A 15,576-nucleotide genomic window follows, 5' to 3' on the forward strand; every position below is an offset into this window, starting at 1 on the left:
ATGGCATCCCTTAACAAGCAGCAGAAACGCGCCAAACGCGCCAAGGCCAAAGCCAAGCAGATCCGCATGGTCGGCCGCAAACCTCTGGCCCAGGACGATGACCTCGGTCACCTGGCCGAGCCGATCCCGGAATACACCCTGGCGATGTTCAGCAAGATGCGCGACGCCGAAGCCGTCAGCCGCAACGACATGCTGCTGACGCTGCTGCGGGAGCTGGCGTTCATCATCGTTGATCATCCTGAACTGCTGGACATGGAAAACGCCGACAACGAAGGCATGGCCGCCACCCACCTGGCCGCCGACATGCTGATCGACTACCGCATGTGGGCCGACGGCATGGACCGCGAGACCGCCCAGGCCTGGCTGAGCGAACCGCAGTTCATCACCGACTTCGGGATTGCGCTGGATAGCTACGGTCAGTCGGTTGATGCACCGGAAGAGAAGAGCGAATAAACCCCGCTCAGTAACAAAAACGGCCGCTTGTCATCACTGACAGCGGCCGTTTTGCATTACGCGATACGGATCAGTTCAGAACCGCCGCACCACGGTTTTCCGCCTTGCGACGGCGAGCGACCAACAGACCGGTCGCCACAACGACCAGACTCAGCAGGCCGGTCGCGAGGATTTCCACACGGTGGGCGTCCTGGAACAGCATGATGGTCAGGGCTGCCACGATGAAGGCGATCACCGCGTAGGTCAGGCCCGGGAACAGCCACATGCTGAAGACGATTTTTTCGCCGCGAGCCATGCGTTGTTTACGCATGCGCAGTTGCGAAATCGCGATCACCAGGTACACCAGCAGCGCGATGGCGCCGGAGCTGGCCAGCAGGAACTCGAACACCGCAGCCGGGGCCACGTAGTTGGCGAAGGTGCACAGGAACGCCGCGCCAGTGGACAGCATCACCGCCCAGTAAGGGGTGCCGCTTTTGTTGGTGCGGGTTGCCATGGCAGGAGCATCGCCACGCTTGCCGAGGGAGAACAGCATGCGCGACGAGGTGTACAGCGCCGAGTTCAGGCAGCTGGTCACCGCGACCAGTACCACGATGTCGACGATCATCTTGGCGTTCGGGATGCCCATGCGCTCAAGCACAGTCTGGTAGGAGCCGAGGCTCGCCAGAACCGGGTCGTTCCATGGCACCAGGGCCACAACGATGAAGATCGATACGAGGTAGAACAGGCCGATCCGCCAGATCACCGAGTTGGTGGCCTTGGAGATCTGCTTGCCAGGGTTCTTCGATTCCGCGGCCGCGATGGTCACGATCTCGGTACCCATGAAGGAGAACATGGTGGTCAGGATCGCGCCCAACACCGCGCCCATGCCGTTTGGCAGGAAGCCCTGGGTGTCGAAGATGTGCGAAACGCCGCTGACCTGGCTGTTCGGCAGGAAGCCGAAAATGGCCGCGATACCGAGGATGATGAAACCGATGATCGCCACGACTTTGAGCAGGGCGAACCAGAATTCGAACTCACCGTAGTTTTTCACGCTGAACAGGTTGGTCACCGTCAGCAGCATGGTGATGATCAGCGCGAAGGCCCAGATTTCCACGCTCGGGAACCAGGCGTGCAGGATGGTCGCGGCGGCGTTGGCCTCCAGCGGGATCACCAGTACCCAGAACCACCAGTACAGCCAGCCGATGGTGAAACCGGCCCAATGGCCGATGGCGCGGTCGGCGTAAGTCGAGAACGAGCCGGTGTCAGGCGAAGCAACAGCCATTTCGCCGAGCATGCGCATCACCAGCACAACCAGCGCGCCAGCAGCGGCGTACGCCAGCAGAACAGCGGGACCAGCGGCGGCGATGGCGTGGCCGGAGCCTACGAACAGACCTGCACCGATCACCCCGGCGATCGACAGCATGGTCACATGACGCGGTTTGAGCCCCTGTTCGAGGCCATTGGAGCTTTGGGTACTGCTCATTGAAACTACCTTTGCGAGGAAAGCGATTCAGTCCGTCCCGTCTGGCGTTCTTTCTCGTAAAAAGAATCCAACGGGGCGTTCCGGATTCTGCACGCAATAATTGCGCCAAAATGTTTCAAACTCTTCTGGCCTGCGGTTTTCAGCGCGACCGGACAGTCATCGCAAGTCCTTGAGAATACTGGCCTTTCGCCAAAGCGTTACCCTGCGACTCACTTTTTAAACGAATCAGCGCACCAGAAACACACTGAAAAAGTGTGGGATGCACAATAAAAGGGCGAATGAGGAACGTTCGGCCGGTTAGCGCTTCCAACACCCCGCCAAAGGTGGCAACATCGCGCCTTTTTTTACGCGGCACCCACGGGAATCAACGTTCAAACACCCGTTCGGTTGTTGATGGGGCGACAGTCTGCTGCGCCGATGCGACAACCTGCCACACGCCATCCGTTTACCGCCCGAAGCGCTGTTGGCTGCCATTGAAACGCTATGCTAGCTTGGCCGCCTCGCCAGGAAGGCCAACCAACAGCAGGAGCGCAACATATATGAGGAACGCACATGGCTGAGGCCACGCCCGCGCTTGAAATCCGCAACTTGCACAAACGCTACGGACAGCTTGAGGTGCTCAAAGGCATCTCGCTGACCGCCCGCGACGGCGATGTGATCTCGATCCTGGGTTCCTCCGGTTCCGGCAAGTCCACGTTCCTGCGTTGCATCAACCTGTTGGAAAACCCGCATCAGGGCCAGATCCTGGTGGCCGGGGAAGAACTCAAGCTCAAGGCCGCCAAGAATGGCGAGCTGGTTGCCGCCGACGGCAAGCAGATCAATCGCCTGCGCTCCGAGATTGGTTTTGTGTTTCAAAACTTTAATCTGTGGCCACACATGAGCGTGCTCGACAACATCATCGAAGCCCCGCGCCGCGTGCTCGGCCAGAGCAAGGCCGAAGCCATCGAAGTCGCCGAAGCCCTGCTGGCCAAGGTCGGCATCGCCGACAAGCGCCACGCCTACCCGGCGCAACTGTCCGGTGGCCAGCAACAACGCGCGGCGATTGCCCGCACGCTGGCGATGCAGCCCAAGGTGATCCTGTTCGACGAGCCCACCTCCGCCCTTGACCCGGAAATGGTCCAGGAAGTACTTAATGTCATCCGCGCATTGGCCGAAGAAGGCCGCACCATGCTGCTCGTGACCCACGAAATGGGGTTCGCCCGTCAGGTTTCCAGTGAAGTGGTATTCCTCCACCAGGGCCTGGTCGAAGAGCAAGGATCGCCACAGCAGGTGTTTGAAAACCCGCTTTCGGCGCGCTGCAAACAATTCATGTCCAGCAACCGCTAACGGAGCTACCCGCATGCAGAACTACAAAAAGGTCTTCCTGGCCGCCGCCGTCTCCCTGGCGTTCAGCGCCGGCGCCATGGCCGAGACCCTGAAGATGGGCATCGAAGCGGCTTACCCGCCGTTCAACAACAAAGATGCCAGCGGTAACGTCGTCGGCTTCGACAAAGACATCGGCGATGCCCTGTGCGCCAAGATGAAAGTCGAGTGCTCCGTGGTCACTTCCGACTGGGACGGCATCATCCCGGCCCTGAACGCCAAGAAGTTCGACTTCCTGATCTCTTCGATGTCGATCACCGACGAGCGCAAGCAAGCGGTGGACTTCACCGACCCGTACTACTCCAACAAGCTGCAATTCATCGCGCCGAAAAACGTCGACTTCAAAACCGACAAGGCTGCACTGAAGGGCAAAGTGATCGGCGCCCAGCGCGCGACCCTGGCCGGCACCTTCCTGGAAGATCACTTCGGTGACGACATCACCGTCAAGCTCTACGACACCCAGGAAAACGCCTACCTCGACCTGACTTCCGGTCGCCTGGACGGCATCCTCGCCGACAAATACGTCAACTACGAGTGGCTGAAAAGCGACGCCGGCAAAGCCTACGAATTCAAGGGCGACCCGGTGGAAGAAAGCGACAAGATCGGTATCGCTGTACGTAAAGGCGACGCCATCCGCGAGAAGCTGAACGTCGCGCTGAAGGAAATCGTTGCCGACGGCACCTACAAGAAGATCAACGACAAGTACTTCCCGTTCAGCATCTACTGATCCTGACCTGCCGGATCGACGCCGCTACAGAGTGGCGCCGATCCCCGGCCTTGCCTGCCGCGATTTGAAAAGAAATCCATGATTATCGACCTCTACGGATTCGGCCCGGCGCTCGCCGCCGGCGCGCTGATGACCGTCAAACTGGCACTCTCGGCCCTGTGCCTCGGGCTGGTGCTCGGTCTGCTCGGCGCCTTGGCCAAGACTTCCCCGTACAAGCCGCTGCAATGGCTTGGCGGCACTTATTCGACCCTGGTGCGCGGCGTCCCGGAATTGCTCTGGGTGCTGTTGATCTACTTCGGTACGGTCAACGCCATGCGCGCCCTCGGTGAGTTCTTCGGCAATCCCGATCTGGAACTCAGCGCCTTCGCCGCCGGCGTCATTGCGCTGGGCCTGTGCTTCGGCGCCTACGCCACGGAAGTGTTCCGCGGCGCGATCCTCGCCATTCCCAAAGGCCACCGTGAGGCCGGCGTGGCCCTGGGCCTGTCGAAATGGCGGATCTTCACCCGGCTGATCATGCCGCAGATGTGGCGCATCGCCCTGCCCGGTCTGGGCAACCTGTTCATGATCCTGATGAAGGACACCGCACTGGTGTCGGTGATCGGTCTGGAAGAAATCATGCGTCACGCGCAGATCGGCGTGACCGTATCCAAACAGCCGTTCACCTTTTATATGGTCGCCGCCTTCATGTACCTGGGCCTGACCGTACTGGCCATGACCGGCATGCACTTCCTGGAAAAACGCGCCGCACGCGGCTTCGCGAGGAGCGCTCAATGAACTGGGAAGTCATCATCAAGTGGCTGCCGAAACTGGCTCAGGGCGCGACCCTGACCCTGGAACTGGTGGCCATCGCCGTGATCGCCGGATTGCTGCTGGCAATCCCGCTGGGCATCGCCCGTTCTTCGAAGCTGTGGTACGTGCGCGCATTGCCCTACGCCTACATCTTCTTTTTCCGTGGCACGCCGTTGCTGGTTCAGTTGTTCCTGGTCTATTACGGCCTGGCGCAGTTCGACGCGGTGCGTAACAGCTCGATGTGGCCGTACCTGCGCGATCCGTTCTGGTGCGCTACCGCGACCATGACACTGCACACCGCGGCGTACATCGCCGAGATCCTGCGCGGCGCGATCCAGGCGATTCCCCCGGGTGAAATCGAAGCGGCGCGGGCGCTGGGCATGTCCCGGCCGAAAGCGCTGTTCTACATCATCCTGCCGCGTGCTGCGCGCATCGGCTTGCCGGCCTACAGCAACGAAGTGATCCTGATGCTCAAGGCCAGTGCCCTGGCCAGTACCGTGACTTTGCTGGAACTGACCGGCATGGCCCGCACGATCATCGCCCGCACTTACTTGCCGGTGGAGATCTTCTTCGCGGCCGGCGTGTTCTATCTGGTAATGGCCTACGTGCTGGTTCGCGGTTTCAAGCTGCTGGAACGCTGGCTGCGCGTCGATGCCTGCCAGGGACGCTGATTCTTCTTACGTGCTGACGGGCGAGGACCTGCTCGCCCGCTTCACGGCACTGGATACATTTCTCACGGCGCATCAGGCGCTGTGGAAACCCCGCCCGTTCACTCATCTGCAACTGCCCTGGGAATCGTTCTACCCGGAGCTGGCCTTGTGGCTACGTGGACGGTCGCTGGAAGATGCGGAAAACGCCCATAACCAACCTGCCGAGCTTTTGAATGCGCCGGAGCCGTTTGCTTCATTGGCGGCGTTGTCGCTTGAGTTGAGCTCGGTGGGTGAATTACCTGCACAGGAGCTGGAAGCTTCCAGCCATCGACTGAATGTCGATGTGCCGGGGCGCAAATGGCAGCAGATCGAGGCCTTCGCCAGCCGTTTGTCGTTTGCCTCACAACCGAAGCACTGGCTGGATTGGTGTTCGGGCAAAGGTCATTTGGGCCGGCGTCTGCTTGGGGCTGACCAGCAACTCACATGCCTTGAATATGACCCGGCGCTGGTCGCCAGCGGTCAGGCATTGAGTCAGCGTCATCGCCTGCATGCGCTGCATGTCGAACAGGATGTGCTCGCGGCGAACACCGCTTTATTACTGAACGCCGAGCACACACCCGTCGCCCTGCACGCTTGCGGCGACCTGCATGTGCGGCTGATGCAACTGGCTTCCGACGCTGGCTGCCGACAATTGGCGATCGCACCGTGCTGCTACAACCGGATCAGTCGTACTGAATATCAGGCATTGTCCTCCGCTGGTTCGCGATCAGACCTACAGCTCTCGCTGGAAGATCTGTCCCTACCGATGAGCGAAACCGTCACTGCCGGGGCCCGCGTCCGACGTCAACGTGATACCTCCATGGCCCGTCGGTTGGCCTTCGATCTGCTGCAACGGCAAGTGCGGGGCATCGACGAGTACCTCCCGACGCCTTCCCTGCCGAGCGCCTGGCTGGACAAGCCGTTCGCCGATTTCTGCCGCGATCTGGCGGCGTTGAAAGAGTTATCCACAATCGGCGAGCAAGACTGGCCGGCACTGGAAGCCGCCGGTTGGCAGCGATTGGCCGAAGTTCGCAACCTGGAATTAATGCGTGGACTGTTCCGACGCCCGCTGGAGCTTTGGCTGAATCTTGATCGGGCACTTTTCCTCACCGAACAGGGATACTTCGTACGTCTCGGCACCTTCTGCGAAGCGTCGCTCACACCCCGCAATTTCCTGCTGCTGGCCGAACGCGCCTAATTCTTTACAGCCTGTGGATAACTCTGTTGATGGATTTCTCGTGGATCCAATATCCACGGCTGTTTCAAGCCATTAACAGCCCTGGTCATTTTTTGTTCATATGAATAAAAAACCGGTAAAACAGGGATTTGCGATTCAAATGAGAACCCGTCCACAAAATCCCGCCTGAGCCTGTCGAATTAAACGCCTGTTGTGCATAAGCCCTCAAGCAAAAGGACATAACCGCCGAATCACGGACGCCGGCAACCGAAAATTGCGCCTGCCCACCACCCTTGCTATACAGGCTCACACCGTGCCGGCAGCGCACGCACGAACAAGAAGAACCTGACCGACAGGGAGCGACCGTGACGTTCATCTCTTACGCACAGAATTTCGAAGACATCCGCCTGTGGCGCGCCCTCAAGTTCTTTGAAAACGGCTTCTACATCGATGTCGGTGCCAACGACCCGACTCACGATTCGGTGACCAAGGCGTTCTACGATCGCGGCTGGAGCGGCATCAACGTCGAGCCGATGCAGAACTTCCACGACGCCCTGTGCGAACAACGCCCGCGCGACACGACCTTGCAATGCATCGCCAGTGATAAGCCCGGTGAAGTGACCTTCTACGGCATTCCCGGGACCGGCCTGTCCACCGCCGACCCCGTCACCGCCCAGGAGCGCCGCGATCTCGGCCTCGATGTGCGCAGCCTCACTGTCCAGGCCCGGACCCTGACCTCGATTTGCGAAGAACACGCCAGCGGCCGCGAAATCCATTTCCTGAAAATCGACGTCGAAGGCCACGAGGAAACCGTGCTGCGCGGCATGGACTTCAGCCGCTTCCGTCCATGGATCATCCTCATCGAAACCCCGTTCGAACGCGACCACACCTGGGAACACCTGGTCACCGACGCCGGCTACACCAACGTTTGCTTCGACGGCCTCAACAGCTATTTCCTGGCCGACGAACACCTGAATCTGAAACCGGCCTTTGACATGGCGCCCTGCCAACTCGACAACTTCCAGCTATGCCTCGGCCACCCCTTCGCCCACCCCGTCAGCCCCGGCGAAGCCGACGCCTTGGCGCAAATCAGCGCCGCTCTGCAACGCGCCGAACACGCCGAAGCCCAACTGCGCGCCATCCAGAACAACCGCGCCTGGCGAGCGATCCAGAAACTGCGCAACGTCCTGCGTCGGGCTTGATCGGAGCCCGCGCAAAAATAGTCTGAATTCAGGGGTTTACAGAAGCAACCGAGTCGCTATAATCGTCGCCCACACGCCGGTATAGCTCAGATGGTAGAGCAACTGACTTGTAATCAGTAGGTCCCGGGTTCGATTCCTGGTGCCGGCACCATACAAAACGAAGCCCCTGCAGAAATGCAGGGGCTTTGTTGTTTCTGGAGTGTCCAAATTTCGTCTACATCTCCGATCATCAGTAATCGTGTTGCCAGTTTTAATCGGAACAATCCATAGACTGATCACTTCAAGCCGGTTGCAGATTCCTGAGCACCTTCATGGATGTCACGCTTGCCGAATGGCCATAACGGCGCTTGTACTGCTCGGCATCGAGTGCATTGATGGGTGCTCTTATCCGGCAATCCCAGCGTGGTCGCAAATGCAACCCGCTGCTTCCGTTTGAATACGATGATCCGTTTCGGGGAGAATGTTGGTCGCTCAAATGCCACCAGGCCAAGGATCTCAAATGGAAGTCACACAAATCGCTGCGCTTATCGTCAATCGGCTTGACGAAATGGGCACTGACATTCAGAGACAGTGGAACAATCCCGAGGGCACCCACACTCGCCACTTCTTCGTTGACGACCTGCTCACGGACGAAATGGCCGAGGCGATTTATGAGGCGTTCCCGCGTAATGCTGATGGGTTCTTTGACCGCCAGTCGTTCCGGGAGAAGAAAAAAACGCTGACCAATCTCTCCGACTATCCGCAGATCCTGAGCGCCGTGACCTACGCAATGCAGCACGAATCTGTTGTGGCCAAGGTTGCACAACTGGTCGGGATGGATGATGTCGTGCCGGACCCAAGCCTGTACGCCGGCGGTCTGTCGATGATGTTCCAAGGCGACTTTCTGAACCCTCACATCGACAACAGCCACGACGGCACACGCAACCTGTACCGCCGCCTGAATCTGCTCTATTACGTGTCACCCGACTGGGCGCTTGAAAATGGCGGCAACTTTGAGCTGTGGGATCCGAAGGTCAAGCAGCAGAAAACGATCGTGTCCAAGTGCAATCGCCTGGTGGTGATGGAAACCAACAAACACTCCTGGCACTCGGTGAGCGGTGTTCGCGCCGAAATGCCTCGGTGCTGCGTTTCGAACTATTACTTCTCGGCAACTTCGCCGGATGATCACGAGTACTTTCACGTAACGTCGTTCAGTGGCCGCCCGGAGGAAACAGGTCGTCGCCTGCTGGGTATTGTGGACAACAGCCTTCGTAATGTGGTCTCGAAAGTGCTGCGAGTGGGACGAGGAACCAAGCTGATCAACAAAAAGGATCAAAATGATTGAGCCGAATTTCAGCGATCCGTTCGGTATCAAATTGATTCTGCAATCCTGGTTTCATTGACAGGCTAAAAGCAAAACAAGCCCCTCTGCGGCTTGATCCTATCGCTCACGATTCTGTATGGATGCAGCTGACCGAAGCCTCGGCCAGCCGCATCAGGTCAATCAACTGCACCCGATCGACACACCAACGGTCAGTGCCCGGCGCTCTGCCCGCCATCCACATGCAGAATCTCACCGGTCACAAACGCCGCGTTATCCAGATACACCACGGCCTGCGCGATATCGTCGACCTCGCCCATGTGCCCAACCGGGTGCAAAGCCCCCAGTGCCGCGTGGGTTTCCTCGCCATGCATCGGCGTCTTGATGATGCCAGGCGAAACCGCGTTCACCCGGATCCCGCGTTTAGCGTATTCGATGGCCAGGGATTTGGTGGCGGCGTTGAGACCGCCCTTGGTCAGTGAGGCGAGGACCGAGGGCACGCCGTCGACCGCGTGGTCGGTCAGGCTGGTGGTGATGTTGACCACGTGGCCCTTGCCCTGTTTTTCCATTTCGGCGATGGCCAGTTGGGTGATGTAGAAGAAGCCGTTGAGGTTGACCGACAGCACTGCGGCGTAGTCTTCCGGGGTGTAGGCGGTGAACGGTTTGGCGACGAAGATGCCGGCGTTGTTGACCAGGGTGTCGATGCGGCCGAAGCGGGCCACGCCTTCGCTGATCACGCGTTGAGCGGTGGCCGGGTCGCCGATGTCGCCGGCGATGGTGAGGATCTGCGGGTCGCTCGACGGTTTGATCGTGCGCGAAGTGGCGACGATGTTGTAGCCCAGCTCACGGAAGGCCTTGACCATGCCTTCGCCCAGACCTTGGGAGGCGCCAGTGATGACGACGGTTTTTTTCGAGTGGCTCATGATGAAATCCTCAATCAATAAGTAGGTGTTGAATCAGGCCGCAGCCAGTTGTTTAAGCATTTGTTCGTAGTACTCGACCGATTGCGAACCGGACACCAGGTGCTTGCCGTTCAGGATCAGCGCGGGCACCGAATTGATCCCGTGCTGCCGGTAGAACGCCTGCAGTTGCCGCACTTCGCTGGCGAATTCGTCGCTGGCCAACACCTTGCGGGCCCTCGCCGTATCCAGCCCTGCTTCGCTCGCCAGACGTATCAGCGTCGAGTGATCGTTGGGGTTGTCGCCGTCGCGGAAATAAGCCCGCAGCAGGATCTTCTTCAGCGCGATCTGCCGCCCTTCCTGCGCCGCCCACATCAGCAAGCGATGGGCGTCGAAGGTGTTATGGAAGTGCGTGCGTTTCTCCAGGTCGAACTCGAAACCGATGGCCTTGCCGCGTTCGATTTGCATCTTCTTGCCGGCGGTGACGTCTTCGGCTGTACGGCCGTATTTGCGCATCAGGTGCTGCACTGCCGGTTCGCCTTCGGCGGGCATGTCCGGGTTCAGTTCGAAGGGCTTGTAGGTCAGCTCCACCGAAACCTCGCCGGCCAGATTGCCGATCGCCTGCTCCAGCGCTGTCGCCCCGAGTGCGCACCAGGGGCACACCACGTCGGAGACGAAATCGATGGTCACGGTCGGGGTCATGACTGGCCCCGTTCCGCCAGTTGTCGGCGGTATTCGGTGGTGGTGATGCCAGCGTAACCCCAGTTATCGGTGTCGACTTCTTCGATCACGATGTGGGTCAGGTCCGGGCGCTTGTTGAGGACGCGTTCCAGGGTTTCAGTGATTTCGGCGATCACCTGAGCTTTCTGCTCGCGGGTAACACCGTCGCGGGTGATGCGTACGCTGACAAATGGCATGACGACGACTCCAGTGACCTGCCCTCGGGATGATGGTCAGGTGTTGGAGCTCAATTTAGGCGTGTGCAGAGAGGGGAAAAAGTAGGGGTGGGGTACTTCATTTGTGATGCGGTGTAATGAATTGAAACACCTACGTCGCTCCCACTTACCCCCTGAAGTCTTGGGTTGACACATCGAATTCAGTGGCCGAGAATCGGCCCCAAGAGCGCGAAACCGACTGTCATCAGGTGGCTATAGTCGGCGTTAGGAACCCCGTTGATGACCTGAAAATCAGCGTTCGGGTGAGACCTCTTCTCCCCGGCTTGAGGGAGCACAATATCAAGCAACTTTTTCGTGAAGGGCAGCCTGTTAAGGCTGCCCTTTTTGTTTGGGTCATCGGTAACGTTGAAACAGCAGCTCTCCATGCCGATGCTTGTTCAGTCCCTTTTTGTCACAGTTCATGAAGTTCCAGAGTACGTTGCCATGATCGACATGGATCACGACCAGCATCTGGTATTTCGTGTTGTAGGCCCCGATATATGAGAGCCGGAAAGAGTCGTCATCGTAGGAAATCTTCCAGATTTCTAACGGCTTTTTCAGGGTGTCCTGCGCGAAGTCTGTGAAGCGCTCCCGAGCATTCGGACGTTTTTCCACAATGTGCAACAAGTGCTCGCGCCTCACCAGAACTGGGCAAATGGGTGTCTCAATCACTTTTGAATTGAGGCCGTCCTGAAGTCCGAAGCCTTCGGCAACTTGCTCCCATGCAGCCTCCAGACTCTCGGCGCCCGGACGCTCTCTGATCGCAGAAGTCAGCAACTCGGGATCAATGTCCCGAATGTCTGGTAAATCAAGATCCTTCCAGTTCTTTTGTTCAGGTAACGCCCTGCTCCCAGGCACACTCATTGGCATCTTCTCGCTAGCTTCGCGGATGCCGGCATTGCCTGGATATCCAATGGCCTCGGACTGAAAAAGTCCCGAAATTAACTACCTGATATTTCAGCTACTTGTGCTGCGGTAATAAATCAGCCCGTTCTTGTCTTTCAATAGGACGCTTCCGGCATCAACGCTGAACAGCGCGAGATAGCTGTACGAAATAGTCCCAGCCGCTGTAACCCAACCGCACAAAAAAAGTGCCCGCCTCCTTCGAGTCGGGCACTTTTTTTGACCCCAATCACCCCCGCGTCACCAAAAACCCCGATCCTGTGTCAGCCTCCAGCCATCGGCAGGGACATCAATTCGCTACTAATTGCGCGACAACTATGCTCAGGTGCAGGAATATAGCCGGCAAATGGAGCCGTTCAGGCCGTCACGTACACAACAATACCCAGCCCACTTCAGAGGGCATTACCCATGGATAGCAGAACCTTACGCAACCTCATGCGCATCGTGCAGACCGGCTCGTTGTCGGCCGCAGCCGAGCATTCGTGCCTGACTGTGCAGGCCCTGGCCGCGCAGTTGAACAAGGTCGAAGAACAGTTCGGTTTCCGCTTGTTTCGCCGTTCCAACAAAGGGCTGACGCTGACGCCGCAAGGCACGGAGCTGACGCCCTATATGGACCGAGTGCTGATAGCCACGCGGCAGATGGAAGAGAAAGTCGAGGCGTTGAAGGTGCCGGGACAGCGCACGTTGAAAGTGGCGCTGAACACCACGCTGGACCCGGATTTCAACCGACGATTGATCGGACGCCTGATCGACGTGTTTCCCGACTACCAGATGGAATTCAGCTACGCCGAGTCGATGGAAAACCTCAGCAAGCTGAAGAACGAGGACTTCGACCTCGCGGTGTTGATCGGCCCGCAGCGTCCGGGTTTGCCGAGCATTGTCCTGCCTGAAGTGCAGGTGCAAGTGGTCGGCGCGCATTGCGGTCAGGAAAACGATCCGCTGACGTTGCTCGGCAACAAGTTTCAGGTGCGTCCGGCAGAGGATTGTCCGTATTCCCACAGCTTTTTGCGTTTTCTCGACGCCGGGCTGGGCAATCACGAGAACAGCCAACGGACGATTTATTCCTGCAGCGAAACGCTGACCCTGTCGCTCATCACGCAGATGGACGCGGTCGGCATGGTCTCCCGCGAGGCCGCACAGAAGAACGGCCTGACGATTTTCCCCGGGTTCGAGGATTTCCTCGAAGTGCGCCTGGCGGTGAACAACCCGGATCTGTCCGGCCAGGCGTTGAACGATGTGGTCGATCTGCCGCTACATGAACGAGCCGAGCGCAATGTACGCAGCCGTCCCAACCGCCACACTGAGAAAGAGGTTTTTGCTGAAATACGCACATAACAGCGTCGGAATCGCTGCATAGAATTCCGGGCGATCGAGCTGTATGTGCTGATCCTTGATCAACAAGGGAGTCAGGCTGATCGCAGCGACGATCGCCACCGGCAGGTATTCCAGCGCCCGGGCGATGAAGGGCGGCCAGTGCTCGGTGTTGACCTGCAGCGGCAAGGCACGCGGCAGGAAGGTCACGGCCATCATCAGCGCGACCACCAGAATCAGGAACGTTTGGTCAGGCATACACCCACTCCGCAGCCCACAAACGTGGCGATGAAAACGTTGAATGGCGAGCTGCCGACCAGGCTCAGTGCGCCCATGCAGACCACAGCGGCCAGTGCGGCGATGAGTTTGTTGCGGGTGTTGCACAGCGAGACCAGCACGTAGAGCATCATCGCGGTCAGCGCATAGTCGAGCTGGTATTTGATCAGATGCGACGCGTACTGCGCGCACAGGGCGCCGAGCAATCCGCCGATCACCCAGGAGGTGTGGCAGAACAGGTTGAAGCCGATCAGATAACGGATGTTCACCGGCACCCCGGTGCCGAGCTTGACGCTGTGGAAGGCGAACGATTCATCGGTCAGGCCGCCGGCGTAGCACCAGCGCTCCATGCGGCTCAGGCCCAGCGCCCGCAGGGCCTTCGCCATGTAAACCGACATCAGCATGTGCCGCGCATTGATCAGAAATGTGGTCAGCACGATGGTGGTCAGTGACGCCCCGCTGCTGATCAGCGCCAGCGCCGCGAATTGCGAAGCCCCGGCATACACGAACAGACACATGGCCACCGGCAGCCACAGCGGCAACCCGGCGTTGACCGCCATCAGCCCGAACACGAACGACACGGTGAAATAACCGGCCACCACCGGGCTGGCTTCGGCAAAAGTGCGCGACGGCTGACGGTCGACCATCAGCGGCGCACTGCCGGATGTTTCATTCATAGATCCCTCTCAAATGTCCGCTCGCCGTGTGGTTCGCAAAAACCCTGGGCAGTCCAGAAACGCTTGCCCGCGAGGTTAGCATCATCGACGAACAGGAACATCCGCAGCACACCGACCCGTTTCATGTCGGCCGACGCCGCTTCCACCAGCCGCTGGCCGACGCCTTGGCTGCGATAGCGCGCGCTGACCGCCAGATGGTTGATCGTGCCGCGACTGCCCAGCATGCCACCCAGCACCGCGCCGACGATCTCGCCTTCGACATCGAAGGCCAGATACGCCGTGGTGGTTTTCTGGATCAGCACACCGCGCAGGCATTTGGCGTCCTGCCATTCGCAGAATGACACTTCGTCGAACTGGCGGAAGAAGCGCTCCATGCGCTGCGCATCCTTGGCCGTCGCGCGCCGCAGCACCACCGGCGTCGAGCATTCGACGCCGTCAATTTGAGTGATCTGATTAGCGAACAATGTCGAAAGCGGTCCCGGGCCGCGAGAAGGAAATCGCCAGAATCTGCCGGTACGCCATGGCATGGGAGTGGGTATTGCGTGCCGGTGTTACGTAGTGGCGCATGTCGCGGTCGAGGAAGTAAGTGGTGTCGAGGATTTCCAGGTAAGTGGTCGACGCCAGTTGCTGCTCGTGAATGTCGTACAAACGACTTTCGGCGCCCTCGACATTGTTGCGGCCCCAGAAGTGCACACCGCTGAACGGGTAACCGTCGCAATGAATGCCTTCCGGCGTGATTTCCAGTTGTTTGCCGGGTTTGATCTCGATGCGGATCTGATGGATCTGGCATTGCCAGATTTCATCGTGCAGCTCTTCCGGCAACACGCTTTTGTACACTTCGAAATCGGTGTCGATCAGGCTGCGCATCACCGGCGAACTGATGACTTCATCAGAGAAGTCCTGGAAGTGCCGTACAACGCCGCCCACGTAAGCATTGTTTTCCTTGGACTGCACGTACGCGCGATGTTCCAGTTGCTTCAGTTCGCGTGTCTTGGGGTTGTACTCAAAGTCGCTGTAACGACGGTAACGCATGCCGGCTTCGGCCTGACCGTAGTAACTGTCAGGCTCCATGTTTTCCCAACTTTTGGTCAGTCTGACGAAGTCGGCGAAATGACCGTAGAGATTGAAGTCAGCACCCTGCACATTGGCGTACTTGTCACGCCGTAGCGATTCGCCCACTTCTCTGGTTAAAACGATCATTACCAAATTCTCCGCTGCATTGAGCGGCCTAATCTATTAGGTGGAGAATTTGCGTCCATGAGAAAGAATTTCAGGCATTTAAAGCCCTGTTTGAAACGCGATTTGAAACGCCTTCAAAGTGCGTTTCAAATGACAAAAACACGGGTTTTTATGCTTTTTTTTCAAAAAACGTCAAAAAAAAACCCCGAACCAGTCGGGGTTTTTTATGGCGTTT

At 58.5% G+C, this 15,576-nt stretch carries 18 protein-coding genes and 1 tRNA gene; 10 read left to right on the plus strand and 9 right to left on the minus strand.

The features are described 5' to 3' along the window. Entirely contained in the window at positions 1 to 453 is a 453-nt protein-coding gene (locus tag AC1RME_RS12485; protein WP_096821941.1) for a hypothetical protein, read from the plus strand. A gap of 70 nt (positions 454 to 523) precedes the next feature. On the opposite strand, the gene gabP is transcribed toward AC1RME_RS12485, so the two are convergent. Continuing rightward, the gene (gene gabP, locus AC1RME_RS12490) at positions 524 to 1,915 is read right to left on the minus strand and encodes a GABA permease (RefSeq protein ID WP_096821940.1); all 1,392 of its coding nucleotides are present in this window, start codon (positions 1,913 to 1,915) and stop codon (positions 524 to 526) included. 552 nt (positions 1,916 to 2,467) lie between these two features. On the opposite strand from gabP, the gene AC1RME_RS12495 reads away from it, so the two are divergent. From AC1RME_RS12495 to AC1RME_RS12530, 8 genes are all read left to right on the plus strand, one after another. Then, on the plus strand, positions 2,468 to 3,241 hold the full coding sequence (locus AC1RME_RS12495; RefSeq protein WP_007897462.1) for an ABC transporter ATP-binding protein: 774 nt from the start codon (positions 2,468 to 2,470) through the stop codon (positions 3,239 to 3,241). A gap of 13 nt (positions 3,242 to 3,254) precedes the next feature. Then, on the plus strand, positions 3,255 to 4,004 hold the full coding sequence (locus AC1RME_RS12500) for an ABC transporter substrate-binding protein (protein WP_096821939.1): 750 nt from the start codon (positions 3,255 to 3,257) through the stop codon (positions 4,002 to 4,004). Between the two features lie 78 nt (positions 4,005 to 4,082). Then, a complete protein-coding gene (locus tag AC1RME_RS12505) occupies positions 4,083 to 4,778 on the plus strand; it encodes an ABC transporter permease (protein ID WP_096821938.1) in 696 nt (231 codons plus the stop codon). After that, positions 4,775 to 5,464, plus strand: coding sequence for an ABC transporter permease (locus tag AC1RME_RS12510; RefSeq protein WP_007952568.1), 690 nt, complete (start codon positions 4,775 to 4,777; stop codon positions 5,462 to 5,464). The genes AC1RME_RS12505 and AC1RME_RS12510 overlap by 4 nt, the downstream gene beginning before the upstream one ends. After that, positions 5,445 to 6,680: a methyltransferase gene (locus AC1RME_RS12515; protein WP_493091308.1), complete on the plus strand. Its 1,236-nt coding sequence runs from the start codon at positions 5,445 to 5,447 to the stop codon at positions 6,678 to 6,680. The genes AC1RME_RS12510 and AC1RME_RS12515 overlap by 20 nt, the downstream gene beginning before the upstream one ends. A 344-nt stretch (positions 6,681 to 7,024) precedes the next feature. Continuing rightward, positions 7,025 to 7,861, plus strand: a complete 837-nt coding sequence (locus tag AC1RME_RS12520) for an FkbM family methyltransferase (protein WP_493071464.1) — start codon at positions 7,025 to 7,027, stop codon at positions 7,859 to 7,861. 75 nt (positions 7,862 to 7,936) lie between these two features. Beyond that, a tRNA-Thr gene (locus tag AC1RME_RS12525) sits at positions 7,937 to 8,012 on the plus strand. Between the two features lie 348 nt (positions 8,013 to 8,360). Then, positions 8,361 to 9,185: a 2OG-Fe(II) oxygenase gene (locus AC1RME_RS12530; protein ID WP_096821935.1), complete on the plus strand. Its 825-nt coding sequence runs from the start codon at positions 8,361 to 8,363 to the stop codon at positions 9,183 to 9,185. A 188-nt stretch (positions 9,186 to 9,373) separates the two neighbouring features. Here the strand turns inward: AC1RME_RS12530 and AC1RME_RS12535 are convergent, their stop codons facing one another. From AC1RME_RS12535 to AC1RME_RS12550, 4 genes are all read right to left on the minus strand, one after another. Continuing rightward, positions 9,374 to 10,084 (minus strand): SDR family NAD(P)-dependent oxidoreductase, encoded by a 711-nt coding sequence (locus tag AC1RME_RS12535; protein WP_493091311.1) that lies wholly within the window; start codon positions 10,082 to 10,084, stop codon positions 9,374 to 9,376. 33 nt (positions 10,085 to 10,117) lie between these two features. Then, positions 10,118 to 10,762: a DsbA family oxidoreductase gene (locus AC1RME_RS12540; protein WP_096821933.1), complete on the minus strand. Its 645-nt coding sequence runs from the start codon at positions 10,760 to 10,762 to the stop codon at positions 10,118 to 10,120. Further along, positions 10,759 to 10,977, minus strand: coding sequence for a tautomerase family protein (locus tag AC1RME_RS12545; RefSeq protein WP_007952610.1), 219 nt, complete (start codon positions 10,975 to 10,977; stop codon positions 10,759 to 10,761). Before AC1RME_RS12545 ends, AC1RME_RS12540 begins: the two co-directional genes overlap by 4 nt. A 372-nt stretch (positions 10,978 to 11,349) precedes the next feature. Next, positions 11,350 to 11,859: a PBECR2 nuclease fold domain-containing protein gene (locus tag AC1RME_RS12550; RefSeq protein WP_493091313.1), complete on the minus strand. Its 510-nt coding sequence runs from the start codon at positions 11,857 to 11,859 to the stop codon at positions 11,350 to 11,352. 447 nt (positions 11,860 to 12,306) lie between these two features. Here AC1RME_RS12550 and AC1RME_RS12555 point away from each other — a divergent pair, with 447 nt between their 5' ends. Next, positions 12,307 to 13,233, plus strand: a complete 927-nt coding sequence (locus AC1RME_RS12555) for a LysR family transcriptional regulator (RefSeq protein WP_085712740.1) — start codon at positions 12,307 to 12,309, stop codon at positions 13,231 to 13,233. Here the strand turns inward: AC1RME_RS12555 and AC1RME_RS12560 are convergent. The 4 genes from AC1RME_RS12560 to AC1RME_RS12575 form a co-directional block, all read right to left on the minus strand. Further along, complete coding sequence (locus tag AC1RME_RS12560; RefSeq protein WP_007909127.1) at positions 13,150 to 13,467, minus strand: AzlD domain-containing protein; 318 nt, start codon at positions 13,465 to 13,467, stop codon at positions 13,150 to 13,152. The two genes, AC1RME_RS12555 and AC1RME_RS12560, sit on opposite strands and share 84 nt — an antisense overlap. Further along, the gene (locus AC1RME_RS12565; protein WP_192559507.1) at positions 13,446 to 14,162 is read right to left on the minus strand and encodes an AzlC family ABC transporter permease; all 717 of its coding nucleotides are present in this window, start codon (positions 14,160 to 14,162) and stop codon (positions 13,446 to 13,448) included. The genes AC1RME_RS12560 and AC1RME_RS12565 overlap by 22 nt, the downstream gene beginning before the upstream one ends. Continuing rightward, a complete protein-coding gene (locus tag AC1RME_RS12570) occupies positions 14,159 to 14,536 on the minus strand; it encodes a GNAT family N-acetyltransferase (RefSeq protein WP_096821986.1) in 378 nt (125 codons plus the stop codon). The genes AC1RME_RS12565 and AC1RME_RS12570 overlap by 4 nt, the downstream gene beginning before the upstream one ends. Positions 14,537 to 14,615: 79 nt before the next feature. Then, positions 14,616 to 15,362: a 2OG-Fe dioxygenase family protein gene (locus AC1RME_RS12575; protein WP_096821932.1), complete on the minus strand. Its 747-nt coding sequence runs from the start codon at positions 15,360 to 15,362 to the stop codon at positions 14,616 to 14,618. Between the last annotated feature and the right edge of the window lie 214 nt (positions 15,363 to 15,576).

The sequence above is a fragment of the Pseudomonas sp. GW822-FHT03F08 genome, from assembly GCF_058801265.1.

Bases quoted from the DNA above. Each gene is read 5' to 3' on its own strand.
- AC1RME_RS12485 (WP_096821941.1), top strand. From the start codon at position 1: ATGGCATCCCTTAACAAGCAGCAGAAACGCGCCAAACGCGCCAAGGCC.
- gabP (WP_096821940.1), bottom strand. From the start codon at position 1,915: ATGAGCAGTACCCAAAGCTCCAATGGCCTCGAACAGGGGCTCAAACCG.
- AC1RME_RS12495 (WP_007897462.1), top strand. From the start codon at position 2,468: ATGGCTGAGGCCACGCCCGCGCTTGAAATCCGCAACTTGCACAAACGC.
- AC1RME_RS12500 (WP_096821939.1), top strand. From the start codon at position 3,255: ATGCAGAACTACAAAAAGGTCTTCCTGGCCGCCGCCGTCTCCCTGGCG.
- AC1RME_RS12505 (WP_096821938.1), top strand. From the start codon at position 4,083: ATGATTATCGACCTCTACGGATTCGGCCCGGCGCTCGCCGCCGGCGCG.
- AC1RME_RS12510 (WP_007952568.1), top strand. From the start codon at position 4,775: ATGAACTGGGAAGTCATCATCAAGTGGCTGCCGAAACTGGCTCAGGGC.
- AC1RME_RS12515 (WP_493091308.1), top strand. From the start codon at position 5,445: ATGCCTGCCAGGGACGCTGATTCTTCTTACGTGCTGACGGGCGAGGAC.
- AC1RME_RS12530 (WP_096821935.1), top strand. From the start codon at position 8,361: ATGGAAGTCACACAAATCGCTGCGCTTATCGTCAATCGGCTTGACGAA.
- AC1RME_RS12535 (WP_493091311.1), bottom strand. From the start codon at position 10,084: ATGAGCCACTCGAAAAAAACCGTCGTCATCACTGGCGCCTCCCAAGGT.
- AC1RME_RS12540 (WP_096821933.1), bottom strand. From the start codon at position 10,762: ATGACCCCGACCGTGACCATCGATTTCGTCTCCGACGTGGTGTGCCCC.
- AC1RME_RS12545 (WP_007952610.1), bottom strand. From the start codon at position 10,977: ATGCCATTTGTCAGCGTACGCATCACCCGCGACGGTGTTACCCGCGAG.
- AC1RME_RS12550 (WP_493091313.1), bottom strand. From the start codon at position 11,859: ATGAGTGTGCCTGGGAGCAGGGCGTTACCTGAACAAAAGAACTGGAAG.
- AC1RME_RS12555 (WP_085712740.1), top strand. From the start codon at position 12,307: ATGGATAGCAGAACCTTACGCAACCTCATGCGCATCGTGCAGACCGGC.
- AC1RME_RS12560 (WP_007909127.1), bottom strand. From the start codon at position 13,467: ATGCCTGACCAAACGTTCCTGATTCTGGTGGTCGCGCTGATGATGGCC.
- AC1RME_RS12565 (WP_192559507.1), bottom strand. From the start codon at position 14,162: ATGAATGAAACATCCGGCAGTGCGCCGCTGATGGTCGACCGTCAGCCG.
- AC1RME_RS12570 (WP_096821986.1), bottom strand. From the start codon at position 14,536: ATGGAGCGCTTCTTCCGCCAGTTCGACGAAGTGTCATTCTGCGAATGG.
- AC1RME_RS12575 (WP_096821932.1), bottom strand. From the start codon at position 15,362: ATGATCGTTTTAACCAGAGAAGTGGGCGAATCGCTACGGCGTGACAAG.